At 73.2% G+C, this 15,345-nt stretch carries 11 protein-coding genes; 2 read left to right on the forward strand and 9 right to left on the reverse strand.

Translation table 11 applies throughout. The features are described 5' to 3' along the window. Nucleotides 1–126 precede the first annotated feature (126 nt). The 5 genes from ilvC to ACTT8P_RS09720 form a co-directional block, all read right to left on the reverse strand. The gene (ilvC, locus tag ACTT8P_RS09700) at nucleotides 127–1,125 is read right to left on the reverse strand and encodes a ketol-acid reductoisomerase (protein ID WP_442831139.1); all 999 of its coding nucleotides are present in this window, start codon (nucleotides 1,123–1,125) and stop codon (nucleotides 127–129) included. Nucleotides 1,126–1,234: 109 nt separating this feature from the next. Then, a complete protein-coding gene (ilvN, locus tag ACTT8P_RS09705) occupies nucleotides 1,235–1,759 on the reverse strand; it encodes an acetolactate synthase small subunit (RefSeq protein ID WP_189419818.1) in 525 nt (174 codons plus the stop codon). Between the two features lie 21 nt (nucleotides 1,760–1,780). Then, nucleotides 1,781–3,646 (reverse strand): acetolactate synthase large subunit, encoded by a 1,866-nt coding sequence (locus tag ACTT8P_RS09710; protein WP_442831140.1) that lies wholly within the window; start codon nucleotides 3,644–3,646, stop codon nucleotides 1,781–1,783. Nucleotides 3,647–3,886: 240 nt separating this feature from the next. Then, complete coding sequence (locus tag ACTT8P_RS09715) at nucleotides 3,887–7,018, reverse strand: putative bifunctional diguanylate cyclase/phosphodiesterase (protein ID WP_442831141.1); 3,132 nt, start codon at nucleotides 7,016–7,018, stop codon at nucleotides 3,887–3,889. A gap of 544 nt (nucleotides 7,019–7,562) precedes the next feature. Then, nucleotides 7,563–8,525 carry a 2-hydroxyacid dehydrogenase gene (locus tag ACTT8P_RS09720; protein WP_442831142.1) on the reverse strand — a complete coding sequence of 321 codons (963 nt, stop codon included), beginning with the start codon at nucleotides 8,523–8,525 and terminating at the stop codon, nucleotides 7,563–7,565. 76 nt (nucleotides 8,526–8,601) lie between these two features. Between ACTT8P_RS09720 and ACTT8P_RS09725 the strand changes: the two genes are divergently transcribed. Beyond that, nucleotides 8,602–9,600: an aldo/keto reductase gene (locus ACTT8P_RS09725; RefSeq protein ID WP_442831143.1), complete on the forward strand. Its 999-nt coding sequence runs from the start codon at nucleotides 8,602–8,604 to the stop codon at nucleotides 9,598–9,600. 108 nt (nucleotides 9,601–9,708) lie between these two features. After that, nucleotides 9,709–10,899, forward strand: coding sequence for a PQQ-dependent sugar dehydrogenase (locus ACTT8P_RS09730; RefSeq protein ID WP_442831144.1), 1,191 nt, complete (start codon nucleotides 9,709–9,711; stop codon nucleotides 10,897–10,899). Between the two features lie 12 nt (nucleotides 10,900–10,911). Here ACTT8P_RS09730 and ACTT8P_RS09735 read toward each other — a convergent pair whose 3' ends face one another. The 4 genes from ACTT8P_RS09735 to ACTT8P_RS09750 form a co-directional block, all read right to left on the reverse strand. Further along, nucleotides 10,912–11,100, reverse strand: coding sequence for a DUF6191 domain-containing protein (locus tag ACTT8P_RS09735; RefSeq protein WP_442831145.1), 189 nt, complete (start codon nucleotides 11,098–11,100; stop codon nucleotides 10,912–10,914). A 34-nt stretch (nucleotides 11,101–11,134) separates the two neighbouring features. Further along, nucleotides 11,135–14,221 carry a helix-turn-helix transcriptional regulator gene (locus tag ACTT8P_RS09740; RefSeq protein WP_442831186.1) on the reverse strand — a complete coding sequence of 1,029 codons (3,087 nt, stop codon included), beginning with the start codon at nucleotides 14,219–14,221 and terminating at the stop codon, nucleotides 11,135–11,137. A 45-nt stretch (nucleotides 14,222–14,266) separates the two neighbouring features. After that, the gene (locus ACTT8P_RS09745; protein WP_442831146.1) at nucleotides 14,267–14,524 is read right to left on the reverse strand and encodes a hypothetical protein; all 258 of its coding nucleotides are present in this window, start codon (nucleotides 14,522–14,524) and stop codon (nucleotides 14,267–14,269) included. Nucleotides 14,525–14,720: 196 nt separating this feature from the next. Continuing rightward, a complete protein-coding gene (locus ACTT8P_RS09750) occupies nucleotides 14,721–15,320 on the reverse strand; it encodes a hypothetical protein (protein ID WP_442831147.1) in 600 nt (199 codons plus the stop codon). Nucleotides 15,321–15,345: the final 25 nt, after the last annotated feature.

The following is a 15,345-nucleotide window of genomic DNA, read 5'->3' on the forward strand; positions in this document are numbered from 1 at the left end:
GTAGTGCAGCAGTGTAGTGGCGCCCGGAGTGGCGTCTTGCGCCGCTGCGGAAGGATCACCCGTCCGGGGCTGGACGGGTTGGACAACGGGGCCGGAGCACTCGGCTCCGGCCCCGTTGGACGAGGCTTACGCCTCCTCGTCGACCCAGCTCATGAGCTTGCGCAGCTCCTTGCCGGTGGTCTCCAGCAGGTGCTCGCTGTCCTGCTTCTTGTACTCGTTGTACTTCTTCAGACCGCCGTGGTACTCGTCCATCCAGTTCTTGGCGAAGGTGCCGTCCTGGATCTCGCCGAGGATCTTCTTCATCTCGGCCTTGGTGCCCTCGTTGATGATCCGCGGGCCGCTGACGTAGTCGCCCCACTCGGCGGTCTCGGAGATCGACCAGCGCATCTTCTCCAGGCCGCCCTCGTACATGAGGTCCACGATCAGCTTCAGCTCGTGCAGGCACTCGAAGTAGGCGATCTCCGGCTGGTAGCCGGCCTCGGTCAGGGTCTCGAAGCCCGCCTTGACCAGCGCCGCGGTGCCACCGCAGAGCACGGCCTGCTCGCCGAAGAGGTCGGTCTCGGTCTCCTCGGTGAAGGTCGTCTTGATGACGCCGGCCCGGGTGCCGCCGATGCCCTTCGCGTACGACAGGGCCAGCTCGAAGCCGTTGCCGGTGGCGTCCTGCTCGACGGCGGCGATGCAGGGCACGCCGCGGCCTTCCTCGTACTGGCGGCGCACCAGGTGGCCGGGGCCCTTGGGGGCGACCATGCAGACGTCCACGCCGGCCGGCGGCTTGATGAAGCCGTAGCGGATGTTCAGGCCGTGGCCGAAGAACAGCGCGTCGCCGTCCTTCAGGTTGTCCTTGATGTCCTTCTCGTAGACCTCGGCCTGGATCGGGTCCGGGACCAGGATCATGATGACGTCGGCCTCGGCGGCGGCCTCGGCGGGGCTCACCACGCGCAGGCCCTGCTCCTCGGCCTTCGCCTTGGACTTGGAGCCCTCGTGCAGACCGACGCGCACGTCGACGCCGGAGTCACGGAGCGACAGGGCGTGGGCGTGGCCCTGGCTGCCGTATCCGATGACCGCGACCTTGCGGCCCTGGATGATGGACAGGTCGGCGTCGGCGTCGTAGAACAGCTCGGCCACTTTGGGTTCTCTCCTTGTGTGCAGGTGTCGCGTCCCACCGTATGCCGGTGAGCGGAAGGGAAGGTTCGGGGTCTCGGGATACGGGCGGCCGCCCGGGTCCCGAGGGGGGTCAGGCCGACCGGTCGAGGGCGCGCAGCGAGCGGTCCGTGATCGAACGGGCGCCGCGGCCGATGGCGATCGTGCCGGACTGGACCAGCTCCTTGATGCCGTACGGTTCCAGCATCCTGAGCATGGCGGACAGCTTCTCGCCGCTGCCGGTCGCCTCGATGGTGACGGCGTCCGGGGAGACGTCGACGGTCTTGGCGCGGAACAGCTGGACGATCTCGACGATCTGGGAGCGCGTCTCGTTGTCGGCGCGCACCTTCACCAGGACGAGTTCGCGCTGCACGGCCTGGGCCGGCTCCAGCTCGACGATCTTGAGCACGTTGACCAGCTTGTTGAGCTGCTTGGTGACCTGTTCGAGTGGCAGGTCCTCCACTCCCACCACGATGGTGATGCGGGAGATGTCGGGGTGTTCGGTGACGCCGACGGCGAGGGAGTCGATGTTGAAGCCGCGGCGGGAGAACAGGGCGGCGATCCGGGCGAGGATGCCGGGGGTGTTCTCCACCAGGACGGAGAGCGTGTGCTTGGACATGGTCTCTTCGGTCTCTCTCGCTCAGTCGTCTTCGTGGTCGCCGAAGTCGGGGCGGACGTCCCGGGCGGCCATGATCGTGTCGTTGGAGGTGCCGGCCGCGACCATCGGCCAGACCATCGCGTCCTCGTGCACGATGAAGTCCACGACGACCGGGCGGTCGTTGATGGAGTTCGCCTCTTCGATGGCCTTGTCCAGGTCGGCCGGGTCCTCGCAGCGGATGGCGTAGCAGCCCATCGCCTCGGCCAGCTTGACGAAGTCGGGGACCCGGGTGCCGCGGGCCGCCGGGTTGACGTCGTCCGGGCCGGAGTGCAGCACGGTGTTGGAGTAGCGCTGGTTGTAGAACAGCGTCTGCCACTGGCGGACCATGCCGAGGGCGCCGTTGTTGATGATGGCGACCTTGATCGGGATGTTGTTCAGGGCGCAGGTGGTCAGTTCCTGATTGGTCATCTGGAAGCAGCCGTCGCCGTCGATCGCCCAGACGGTCCGGTCGGGCGCGCCGGCCTTGGCGCCCATGGCGGCCGGGACGGCGTAGCCCATGGTCCCGGCGCCGCCGGAGTTCAGCCAGGTGCCGGGCTGTTCGTACTGGACGAAGTGCGCGGCCCACATCTGGTGCTGGCCGACGCCCGCGGTGAAGATCGTGTCCTCGGGGGCGAGCCGGCCGATGCGCTCGATGACCGCCTGCGGGGAGAGCGAGCCGTCCTCGGGCTGGTCGTAGCCGAGGGGGTAGGTCTCGCGCCAGCGGTTCAGGTCCTTCCACCACGCTGCATACCTCGACGCGCCGGCCTCGCCGCGCTGGCCCTCGCTGTGCTCCTTCTGCACGGCCTGCACCAGGTCGGCGATGACCTCGCGGGCGTCGCCGACGATCGGCACGTCGGCGGCCCGGTTCTTGCCGATCTCGGCCGGGTCGATGTCGGCGTGCACGATCTTGGCGTGCGGGGCGAAGCTGTCCAGCTTGCCGGTGACGCGGTCGTCGAAGCGGGCGCCGAGGGCGACGATCAGGTCGGCCTTCTGGAGCGCGGTGACGGCGGCGACCGAGCCGTGCATGCCCGGCATGCCCAGGTGCTGCGGGTGGGTGTCGGGGAACGCGCCCAGCGCCATCAGGGTGGTGGTGACGGGCGCGCCGGTCAGCTCGGCCAGCACCTTCAGCTCGGCGGTGGCGCCGGCCTTGAGGACGCCGCCGCCGACGTAGAGGACCGGCCGCTTGGCGGCGGTGACCAGCTTGGCGGCCTCGCGGATCTGCTTGGCGTGCGGCTTGGTCACCGGGCGGTAGCCGGGCAGGTCCATCACCGGCGGCCAGGAGAACGTGGTCTTCGCCTGGAGGGCGTCCTTGGCGATGTCGACCAGGACCGGGCCGGGGCGGCCGGTGGAGGCGACGTGGAAGGCTTCGGCGATCACCCGCGGGATGTCGTCGGCGTCGGTGACCAGCCAGTTGTGCTTGGTGATCGGCATGGTGATGCCGACGATGTCCGCCTCCTGGAAGGCGTCCGTGCCGATCGCCTTGGAGGCGACCTGGCCGGTGATGGCGACCAGCGGCACCGAGTCCATGTGCGCGTCGGCGATCGGCGTGACGAGGTTGGTCGCGCCGGGGCCCGAGGTGGCCATGCAGACGCCGACCTTGCCGGTGGCCAGCGCGTAGCCCTCGGCGGCGTGGCCCGCGCCCTGCTCGTGGCGGACCAGGACGTGCCGGACGCGGGTGGAGTCCATCAGCGGGTCGTAGGCCGGGAGGATGCAGCCACCGGGAATGCCGAATACCGTGTCGGCCCCGACCTCCTCGAGGGAGCGGATGAGGGACTGCGCGCCCGTGACGTGCTCGGGGGCGGGCTGTCCGCCGGATCGGGGCCGCGGCTGCGGGTGAGGGGCCCCGGTGGCCTGCTCGGTCATCGGCATTCTCTTCTCGATGCTGAGGGATTCACTGCTGAGGGTTTGACGACATTTGTACGGTGTGCGGCAGGTGCCTGTGCAACAAAAAACCCCTCGTGCCAAAAGGCAAGCGAGGGGAGCGCGCCGGGTGTGGGTCGCTGGGAGTTCCGGGTCGTCCGGACGTCACCAGCTTCAGCCGACGCGCTGACCAAGTACGAGAATTCGGGTGCGCATGGAACTGACCCTCCCCCCGGCACACACCCACTGTCAAGTGGGTGGGACGGGAGTCTCATTATGTGAGCGCAGGGCCGTGCCGCCCCCGAGAACGGCCGCAACGCCGCCGGAGACTTGGCTGGTGAGACCGGTGCCGACGGTCCCGTTGACCCCTCCCGTGAGCGTGCTCGTGGCGCCGGTCGGACAGCCGCCGGGGCCGCCCGCGAAGACCGGCTCGGCCGGTCCGTGCGGCACCGGATAGCGGCCGGTGGCCAGGGCCCGGCGCAGCCGGTGCTCGTCCAGCGGCCCGGAGAACGCCATGCCCTGTCCATGCGTGCAGCCCATCGCGCGCAGCGCGACCACCTGCTCGGGCAGGTCCACGCCGTCGGCCACGGACTTCAGCCCGAGGTCGGCGGCGATCCGCAGCATGCCCCGGGTGATCTTGTGCAGCCGGGCGGACTCGACTACGCCCTCCACCAGGCTCCGGTCGAGTTTCAGGATGTCGACCGGGAGCCGGCGCAGGGCCGTGATGGCCGCGTGGCCGCTGCCGAAGCCGTCCAGCGCGATGCGTACGCCCGCCCGCCTGAGCGCGTTCAGCCGGCGCTCCAGCTCGTCCACCGGGACCCGGGGGTCGGTGTCGGACAGCTCGATCACCAGGGCGCCGGACGGCAGCCCGTAGCGGGTCAGCAGGGCCTCCACCGAGCCCAGCGGCATCGAGCGGTCCAGCAGCCGGCGGGCGCCGATCCGGACGGCCACCGGCGCGCCGACGCCGGCCGCCGCGCGTTCGGCGGCCTGCTCGACCGCCTCCTGGAGCATCCAGCGGTCGAGCTCGGCGGTCCTGTCGCCCTCGTCGGCCACCCGGAGGAACTCGGCGGGGGTGAACAGGACGCCCTGCGAGGAGCGCCAGCGCGGCTGGGCGCTGACCGACACGATCCGGCCGTCGGCCAGGGACACCACCGGCTGGTGCAGCAGCGCGAACTCGCCGTCGTGCAGCGCGGCCCGCAGCCGCCCGGCCAGCTCGGCCTTGCGGACCACGTCCTGCTGCATCTGCGGCTTGTACAGCTCGACGCGGCCCTTGCCGGCCGCCTTGGCGCGGTACATCGCCAGGTCGGCGTTGCGCAGCAGCTCGCCGGCGCCGAGGCCGGGTTCGGCGAAGGCGACGCCGATGGAGGCGTTGACCCGGACGTCGTTGCCGTCGATGAGGTAGGGCTGGGAGAGGGTCAGCCTGAGGCGGTCGGCGAGCTCCAGGATGTGTCCCTCACGGGCGGCCCGGTCCCGGGTGCCGCCGTCTGCGACGATGAGGGCCGCGAACTCGTCGCCGCCCAGCCGGGAGGCGGTGTCGCCGTGGCGGACCGCCTCCTGGAGTCTGCGGGCGGCCTGGACGAGCAGTTCGTCCCCGGCCTGGTGCCCGATCGTGTCGTTGACGGCCTTGAAGCCGTCGAGGTCGATGAAGAGGACCGCGGTGCCGCGCAGCGCGGCGCCCCGGTCGGAGGCGCGGCGGCCGGACAGCGCCTGCTGGACGCGCTTGGTGAACAGGGCCCGGTTGGGCAGGTCGGTGAGCGGGTCGTGTTCGGCGTTGTGCTGGAGCTGGGCCTGGAGGCGGACCCGCTCGGTGACGTCCCGGCTGTTGAAGATCAGGCCGCCGTGGTGCCGGTTGACGGTGGACTCGACGTTGAGCCAGCCGCCGTCGCGTCCGTCACCGCCGCCGGAGCGGAAGCGGCACTCGATGCGGGTGGTGGGCTCCTCGGCCGGGCTGGCGGCGAGGAAGCGGCGCACCTCGTGCACCACGCAGCCCAGGTCCTCCGGGTGGATCAGGTCGGCCAGCTCCCCGCCGACGAGTTCCTCGGCGGGGCGGCCGTAGACCCCGGCGGCGGCCGGGGAGACGTAGCGCAGCACGCCGTTGGGCGCGGCGATCATGATGACGTCGCTGGAGCCCTGCACCAGGGAGCGGAAGTGGTTCTCCTTCTGGGCCAGTTCCTGGGTGAGGGTGATGTTGTCGAGCAGCATGATGCCCTGGCGCACCACCAGCGCCAGGACGACCGTGCCCCCGGTCAGCAGGACGACGCGGTCGACGCTGTGGCCGTTCAGCACGTTGTACAGGATGCTCAGCGTGCAGACGGCGGCGGCCAGGTAGGGCGTCAGGGCGGCCAGCGACCCGGCGATGGGCCGGGCGGCCGGCGGATAGCGGCTGGGCTCGCCGGCGGGGGCGGGCACCGGCCGGCGGGCGGTGACGCGCTGGCCGGGGACGTGCTCGTGCACCACGCGGGTGTGCCCGTCGGGATCGTCCGCCCCGCCGGGTCCGGCGGCCGCCTCGTCTCCTTCGGCGGTCCGCCGCTGGCCGGGCCGCGCGGCGGCCCAGGGGGCGTACGCCAGCAGCAGCGAACCGGCGAACCAGCCGGCGTCGAGCAGTTGCCCGGAGCGGTAGTCGTTGTGCAGCAGCGGCGAGGTGAACAGGGCGTCGCACATCACCGTCAGCGCCAGCGCGCCGATCGCGGTGTTGACCGCGGACCGGTACACCGGGGAGCGCCGGAAGTGCAGCGCGAGCACGATGCTGACCAGGGCGATGTCGAGCAGCGGGTACGCCAGCGACAGCGCGGTGTGCGCCACGCTGGACCCGTCGGCCTCGGTGGCCTGGGCCAGCGCCAGGCTCCAGGCCAGGGTCAGCAGCGAGCCGCCGATCAGCCAGGCGTCCAGGCCCAGGCAGACCCAGCCGGCCTTGGTCACCGGCCGTTTGGCGAACACCAGCAGGCCGACGATGGCGGGCGGCGCGAAGCACAGGAAGAACAGGTCCGCGTAGCTGGGGCTGGGCACCGGCCGTTGCAGGACGACCTCGTACCATCCCCAGACCGCGTTGCCCGCGCAGGCCATCGCCGAGGAGAGGGCGAACAGCAGCCAGGCCGGCCGGAACCGGACGTGGCGGCCGCGGGCGTGCAGGAAGCAGGAGACGGCCGCGACGGCGGCCGCGGCGCCCAGCCCGAAGTCGCCCATGAACAGGGCGAGCCGGTGCGAGCCCCAGCCGAGCGCGGAGCCGATCGCGTAGGCCGCGCAGACCAGCGCGAGGAGCAGTTGGCCGGCCAGCCTGGACCCGCCGTCACGGGCCGGCGGCCGGGCGGGCCGCGGAGCCGGGCCGGGGTGCGCCCGGGGCGCTCCGTCCAGGACGGGGGCGGGAGACGGTGGCGACATCACCGGGGCCTCCCGGTCCGCGCCGGGCCGGCCGGCCCGCGACGGCCGCCGGGCCCGCGCTGATGGTGGCTGTGCTGGCTCTGCCTGTGCTGACTGTGGTGCCTGTGCTGACTGTGGTGGCTGTGGTGGCTGTGGTGGCTGTGGTGATGATGACTGTGGTGCTGGTGATGACCGTGCCGGCCGCCGTGGTGGCCGTGCCGACCGCGTCTGCGCGCCGCCGTGCACCAGGGCCGTCGGCAGCGGCTCCGCCGCGTCGGATCGTTGGTCCATAGGCCGTGCATCGCCCGTCGCCCCCCTCGCAGTCTCCATGTCCGTCCCCGGCGCCGAACGGTGCGCGGCGCAACCCCTCGTCGGGACGATACACCAGTCTCGTCACTCAGGGACATAGGTTCTCTACGCTCCGTGACGACCAGGGGATATGCGGGTACCCACCGCTCCCGAAGGAACGCAGAGGGTGCCCGAAGCGGAGTGCGCCGTTGTCGCTACGCGCGCGCCGTGCGCGCCAATACGGCGTGAAATACGCGCCGGTGACACTCGGTGCCCCGCGTCACGCGCCGGGAGCTCCCGTCGTCAGGATCACGTTGCGCAGCGGCTCCTGGTTCACGAAACGGGTCAGCTGGTCGGCCAGCAGCCGCTTGGCGCGCGGCAGGAAGGCGGACGTGGGACCGCCGACGTGCGGGCTGATCAGCACGCCCGGCGCCTGCCACAACGGGTGCCCCGGCGGCAGCGGCTCGGGGTCGGTGACGTCGAGGGCGGCGGTGAGCCGGCCGGTCTCCAGCTCGGCGAGCAGCGCCTCGGTGTCGACCACGGGGCCGCGGGCCACGTTGACCAGCAGGGCGCCGTCCTTCATCCGGGCCAGGAAACCGGCGTTCACCAGGTGCCGGGTGTCCTCGGTGAGCGGCGTGGACAGGATGACGACGTCCGCCTCGGGGAGCAGGGCGGGCAGTTCGGCGAGTGGGTGCACGGGGCCGCGCTCCGTGGTGCGGGCGGAGCGCGCGACGCGCACCACCCGCGCGACCTCGAAGGGCACGAGCCGGTCCTCTATCGCCGCGCCGATCGCGCCGTACCCGACGACGAGCACGTTCTTGTCGGCGAGCGCGGGCCGGAATCCGCCGCGCCACTCCCCCTGGTCCTGGGCGCGGACGAAGCCGGGGACGCCGCGCAGCGAGGCGAGGGTCAGGGTCAGGGCGAGTTCGGCGGTGCTGGCCTCGTGCACGCCGCGGGCGTTGCAGAGCCGGACGCCGGGCGGGATCGCGGACACCTTGGCCATGACGTCGTCGACACCGGCGGTGAGCGTCTGGACGACCTGGACGTGGCGCAGATGCTCCAGCGGCCTGACCCGCACCGGGTGCGGCTTCATGTAGGGCACGACGTAGAAGGCACAGTGCGCGGGGTCGCCGGGGAAGTCCTGGTCACCGTCGTCGCCGCCGTCCCAGAACAGGTACCTGGGCCCCGCGGGGAGCCCGTCGATCCGGTCCGGCGGGATGGGCAGCCACACTTCAGCAGTCATGCCAGGAGGCTATGTCAGGGGCCTTGACCGGCAGAGGTTAGGTTGGGGTGGCCACAAGAGGGAGGGTCACGACCACGTGGAGCGCAGGACGATCGGCGCGGCGGCACTCGCGGTGGGCGCCGTCGGACTCGGGTGCATGCCGATGAGCTGGGCGTACAGCACCTCCCGGCAGCGCGGCGACGAGTCGCTCAGGGCCGTGCACCGGGCGCTGGACCTGGGCTCCTGTCTGCTGGACACCGCCGACATGTACGGCCCGTTCACCAACGAGCTGCTGCTGGGGCGGGTGTTGAAGGAGCGGCGGCCGGACGCCTTCGTGTCGACGAAGGCCGGGCTGCTCGTCGGCGACCAGCACATCGTGGCCAACGGCCGCCCCGGGTATGTGAAGCGGGCCTGCGACGCGTCGCTGCGCCGCCTCCAGACCGACGTGATCGACCTCTACCAGTTGCACCGGGCCGATCCCGAGATCCCGGTGGAGGAGACCTGGGGCGCGATGGCGGAGCTGGTCCGGGCCGGGAAGGTGCGGGCGCTCGGGCTGTGCGCGGTGGGCGCCCGTTCGTCGCGGCGGGCGGGGGCGCGGCTGCACGACGCGACGATCCGGCAACTGGAGCGGGTGCAGCAGGTGTTCCCGGTGAGCGCGGTGGAGGCCGAGCTGTCGGTGTGGTCGCCCCAGGCGCTGGAGGCGCTGCTGCCGTGGTGCGCGGCGCGCGGGGTGGGGTTCCTGGCCGCGATGCCGCTGGGGAACGGTTTCCTCACCGGCACGCTGACGCCCGGCGAGGGCTTCGAACCGGACGACCTGCGGGCGCGGCATCCCCGCTTCACCGCCGAGATGATGGCCGCGAACCAGCCGATCGTGGCCGGTCTGCGCCGGGTCGCCGCCCGGCACGGCGCCGGCGTGACGCCCGCCCAGGTGGCGCTGGCCTGGGTGCTGGCGCAGGGCGGGCAGGTGATCCCGGTGCCGGGCGCCAAGCGGGAGCGCTGGGTGACGGAGAACGCCGCCGCGGCGGCGCTGCGGCTGACGCCGGAGGACTTGACGGAGGTGGCGGCGCTGCCGGGGGCGGTGGGCTCCTGGGACTGACGTTTCGGGCCCAGCACCGGCGCCGGCACCGGTTCGGGATCGGGGCGATCGGGAACGTGAAGAGCACGAGCGGTGTATGACAGGGAGAACCACCGCGTCGAAGGGACCGTGATCGTGCGACGTCGAGCCGTGCCGGCCATGTTGGCCGCCGCCGCGCTGCTGCTGACGGCCGGCTGCTCCTCCGACGACGGGGGCGGGGGCGGAGACGGAGGGGACGGCTGGAACCGGAGCGCCTCCCCCACCGGTACGTCCCCTGCCTCCCCTACGTCCGGGCAATCATCGCCCGCCGAGCCGACGCCCCCCGCGAAGGGCTCGGTCGAGGTGACCCGTACCGTCGCCACCGGCCTGGACAGCCCCTGGGGCCTGGCCCCGCTGCCCGACGGCGGCCTGCTGGTGTCCTCCCGGGACGACCGTACGATCACCCGGGTCGATCCGGACACCGGCGAGAAGACCGTGCTCGGCGAGGTGTCCGGAGTGTCGCCGGCCGGGGAGGGCGGGCTGCTCGGCATCGCGCTGTCGCCCGACTACGCCGCGGACCGGATGGTCTACGCCTACTACACCTCCGCCTCCGACAACCGGATCGTCCGCATGCTCTACGACGCCGGCAAACCGGCCGGTGAGCAGTTGGGCGCCCCGGACACGGTGTTCAGGGGCATCCCCAAGGGCTTCATCCACAACGGCGGCCGGATCGCCTTCGGCCCGGACAAGCTGCTGTACGTCGGTACGGGCGAGAGCGGCGACACCGGGCTGGCCCAGGACAAGGCGTCGCTGGGCGGCAAGATCCTGCGGCTGACCCCGGAGGGCGAGCCCGCGCCCGGGAACCCGTTCGCCGGCTCCCCGGTCTACTCCTACGGCCACCGCAATGTGCAGGGCCTGGCCTGGGACGGGAAACAGCGCCTGTTCGCCGCCGAGTTCGGCCAGGACACCTGGGACGAGCTGAACGCGATCACGCCGGGCGGCAACTACGGGTGGCCGAGGGCGGAGGGCCGCTCCGACGACGACGCCTATCTGGACCCGGTCGCCCAGTGGGGTACCGACGACGCCTCCCCGAGCGGCATCGCCTACGCCGCCGGGTCGGTGTGGATGGCGGGGCTGAAGGGCGAGCGGCTGTGGCGCGTGCCGCTGGACGGCACCAAGGCGGCGGCCGATCCGCAGTCCTTCCTCAAGGGCGAGTACGGCCGGCTGCGCACGGTCGTCGCGGCGGGCGACGGCAAGCTGTGGCTGGTGACCAGCAACACCGACGGCCGGGGCGACCCCGGGCAGGGCGACGACCGGATCCTGGAGCTGGCGGTGACCTGAGCGGCCCGCCGCTCACTCCTCGTCGGGTCCGGCCTCCGGCGGCTCCGGCCGCCGTACCACGACCTTTCCCGACGTGAGGTCTATCGGGCCGTGCCCGGGATCGCCGTCGCCGACGTCCTCCCGGGTCAGCTCCAGCCGGTTCTGCTCGTCCCGGGTGTGTTTGCGACCGGGTGCGAACAGATCCTCGAAAGCGTTGAACACATGACCTCCTCGGCCGTGTCCTCCAGCGTACGTCTCAGCCCGCCGTGCCCGAGGCGAGCGGGACGGACTGGGAGACGGGCGGGGAGAGGGGCGGGGAGAGGGGCGGGAACAGCCCCAGCCGGTGGGCCAGGGCGGCGGCCTCGCCGCGGCCGGAGACGCCGAGTTTGGCCAGGATGTTGGAGACGTGCACGCTGGCGGTCTTCGGGGAGATGAAGAGTTTCTCCGCTATCTGGCGGTTGCTGCGGCCGTCGGCGACCAGCCGCAGCACGTCGCGCTCCCTGGCGGTCAGGCCGAGCCGGCCGGCCGGGTCGGCGGGCTCGCCGGGGTGGCCGAGGCCGAGCCGGGCGCGCTGGGCGAGCCGGGCCACCGCGTCGGCGAGCGGGCGGGCGGCCAGGTGGTCGGCGGCGGCACCGGCGAGGCGCAGCAGCTCGGTGGCCCGGTGCCGTTCGTCGTCGCCGCCGGCGGTGAGCAGGGCCTCGGCCAGCCGGTGCCGGACCCGGGCCAGGTCGTAGGGGCGCTCCAGGGCCTCGAAGGCGGTGACCGCGTCGGTCCAGACCGCCGGGGCGTCGCGGCCCTCGGCGCGGTCGAGTTCCGCGCGGACCCACTCCGCGTGGGCGTGCCAGACGGGGGCGCCGGTGGTGAGCGATCTGGCGGCCGGGCGCAGGCGGGCGAGTACCTCGGCGCGGCCCTCCTCGGCGGCGGGCAGCGCGCGGACGGCGGCGGCCAGCAGCGGCCAGGCGTACCGCTGGGTGCCGGGCGGGAAACCGGCGTCCAGGGCGCGGAACAGCGCGGCGCGGGCCTCGGCGGCGGCGATCCCCACGGTCAGGGTGGCCAGCGGCACGGTGTTCTGCGGTACCGGGTCGTGGGCGCCGAAGGTGGCGCGGGCCTCGGCGAGCAGCCGGGCGGCGCCGGCCGTGTCCCCGCGGGCCAGGCCGACGGCGGCGAGGTGCAGCAGGGCGCTGCCGCGCGGCTTGGGGGCCAGGGTGACCGTGCGGGCCCGGGTGGCGGCCTGTACCGCCTCGTCCCAGTCGCCCAGGGAGATCAGTGACTCGGCGAGGTTGCCCCACACCCATGCCTCGGACTCCAGCAGGCCCGCCGCACGGGTGAGTTCGACCCCTCGGCGCAGCAGGGCGACCGCCTCCCGGGAGCGGCCGATGCCTTCCAGGTGGGAGGGGAGGTTGATGTGGCTGCGGGCCGCCACGGCGGACCGGCCGCCCGCGGTCGCCCGCTCCTGGACCTCGCGCATCTGGGCGAGCCCGGCCTCGGTCCGGCCCGCGTCGACCATCAGGCCGCCCAGGGTGAGCCGGGCGTTCAGCTCGATGTCGGCGGCGCCGACCATCCGGGCGTACTCGACGGCCCGCTCGGCGGCGGTGACCGCGGCCGGGCCGGGGTCGCGCAGCATCGACCAGTTGGCCGCCATGGACAGCACCTCGGCGTGCACCTCGGACGGCGGCAGACCGCGCACCAGGTCCTGGGCGATGCCCAGCTCGTGCCAGCCGTCGCCGCGGCCCTGGGCCTGGATCAGGACGGAGCGCTGGGTCCAGAACCAGGCGGCGCGCAGCGGGTCCGGCTCCTCCTCCAGCAGGCTCAGCGCCCGCTTGGTGATCTTCAGGGCGCGCTCCCGCTCCCCGCTCAGCCAGCCGGCGACGGCGGCCTCGGCCATCACGTCCAGGAAGGTCAGCGCCGTGACGTCGGGATCGCAGCCGTAGGCTCGGCGGGTCTCCGGGCCGGTCAGCGGGCACGGGTCCGCCCGGACCTCCTCGGGGGCCTGGTCCCACAGCTCCATCGCCCGCTCCAGGAGCCGCAGTTGCTCGGCGTACGCGTGCCGGTGGCCGGCCTCGACGGAGGCGTCCAGAACGGCGGGCAGGGCCTTGGCCGGGACGTGCGCGCGGTACCAGTAACTGGCCAGCCGGGTCACCCGCTGGTCGGCGGGGACCAGCGTCGGGTCGGCTTCCAGCGCCTCGGCGTAGCGGCGGTTGAGCCGGGCCCGCTCGCCGGGCAGCAGGTCGTCGGAGACCGCCTCGCGGACCAGGGAGTGCCGGAAGCGGTAGCCGTCGCCGTCCGGGGCGGGCCGCAAGAGGTTGGCGTTGACGGCGGCCCGCAGCGCCCCGTCGAGATCGTCCTCGGTGAGCCGGGCGACGGCGGCGAGCAGCCGGTGCTCGACGGTGGAGCCGCCCTCGGCGACGATCCGGGCCACCCGCTGGGCGCAGTCGGGCAGCGCCTCGACCCGGACCAGGAGCAGGTCGCGCAGCGAGTCGGTGAGGCCGTCGCAGCAGCCCTCGCGGGCGGCGACGGCGAGTTCCTCGACGAAGAAGGCGTTGCCGTCGGAACGTTCGTAGATGTCGTCGACCCGGCGCAGGTCGGGTTCGTCGGCGAGGATGCCGGCGATCTGCCGGGCCACCTCGGCGCGGGTGAAGCGGGCCAGGTCGACGCGGCGCACCGTGCGCAGCCGGTCCAGCTCGGCGAGCAGGGGGCGAAGAGGGTGGCGGCGGTGGATGTCGTCGGAGCGGTAGGTGGCCAGCACGACCAGGCGGCCGCGGCGCAGGGTGCGCAGCAGGTAGGCGAGCAGATGGCGGGTGGAGGCGTCGGCCCAGTGCAGGTCCTCCAGGACCAGGACGACGGGCTGACGGGCGGCGATCCGCTCCAGGAAGCGGGCGGTCAGCTCGAAGAGGCGGGCGGTGCTCTCCTCGTCGGGCCGGGCGAAGCGGGCGGCGGCCGGCTGCTCGGCCAGTTCGGGCAGCAGCCGGGCGAGTTCCTCCTCCTGGCCGGCGGCGGCCTCGGCCATGTCGGCGGGCAGGGCGCGGCGCAGGGCGCGCAGGGCGGCCGAGAACGGCGCGAACGGCAGCCCGTCGGCGCCGATCTCGACACAGCCGCCGACGGCGACGACGGCGCCCCGGCGCCGGGCGCCGGCGGCGAACTCCTCGACCAGCCGGGTCTTGCCGACCCCGGCCTCACCGCCGAGCAGCAGCGCCTGCGGCTCGCCTCCGGCGGCGGTCCCGGTGTCCTTCCCCATGTCCTTCCCGGCGCTCGCCCGGGTGAGCGCGTCGCCGAGCACGGCCAACTCGGCGGCGCGGCCGACGAACACGGGACTGACGGACCTGTTCTCCACACCGCCGAGCATCGCACGCGGGTCTGACACCGCGGCACCGGATTTCACGGCCGGCCCTCACGCCGCCCTGGCGAACCGGTGCCGGCGGAACCGGCCGGGGTCGCTCCCGGCCCCGGCGGCACTCCGCCGCGCCGCCAGCCGCTCGGCGCGCCGGGCCCGCAGCGCCGCGCGGACCAGCCGCGTGTGCGCGGCGCGGCGGACCAGGTCGGCGTGCCGGTACTGATGGACGTCGTGAAGGCCGTCGTAATGGACCCCGTAATGGGCGCCGTGGAGACCGTCGTAATGGGCTCCGTAATGGCTGCCGTACTGGAACATGGCACTTCCCCCGGTGAGAGCGTCGGTGTCGGCGGTGGTGGTCCATCGCGACTCCCCAACCCTCGCTCCGCAGGGGGCCGGCCCGCATCGGGCGGATTGCGCATCCTGGCGGCCGGCGCGGGGCCTCAGACACGTCTGAGGGGCCTTAAGGACGCGCGTGGTCGTCCTTGAGGCCCCTCAGAAGGCTCGGTCGCCGTCAGCCCGCGGACGGCACCGCCAGCAGGACGTCGGTGTACTTGAGCACGGCCAGGAGCAGGCCGATGACGCCCAGGGCGACGCCCGCCCAGGAGACCGACTTGATCCACGCCGGCTGCGGCCTGCCGGGCGCGCCGAACGCGGGCCGGGCCAGCACGACCACGCCGACGATCAGCGCGACGAGCGCGAAGACGCCGCCCCAGAGCGCGGTGGCCTGCCAGGCGTCGCCGTACCCCTTCTCCAGCATGGTCTGGACGTCCGAGGACGAGGTCGTCGCCAGCTGGCCGAGGACCGCCTGGCGGGCGGAGGCCACGGTGCCGACCCAGCTGCCGGTCAGCGACACGATGCCGAGCCCGGCGGAGACCACGGCGCCGGCGCCCTGCCCGACCCCGGAGGGGCCGTCCTCCTGGACGACGTCGGCGTCCTCGGCATCCTCGGCGTCCGAGGCGTCCGCAGCGTCCTCGGCCGCATCACCCTCCGTCACCTGCGATTCGTCCGTGACCTGCGATTCCTCCTTGGCCTCGGGGGCGTCGGTGGCGTTCTCCTCGTGCTCGTCCGCCTTCGTCGCGGCGCCGGTCTCGTCCACTGTCTTGGTTCCCATGTCTCGCACCGTACGGACGCTCTCT

Origin of the sequence: Streptomyces sp. JW3, from assembly GCF_052216785.1 — a bacterium.
In the GTDB taxonomy this organism is placed as follows: Bacteria; Actinomycetota; Actinomycetes; order Streptomycetales; family Streptomycetaceae; genus Streptomyces.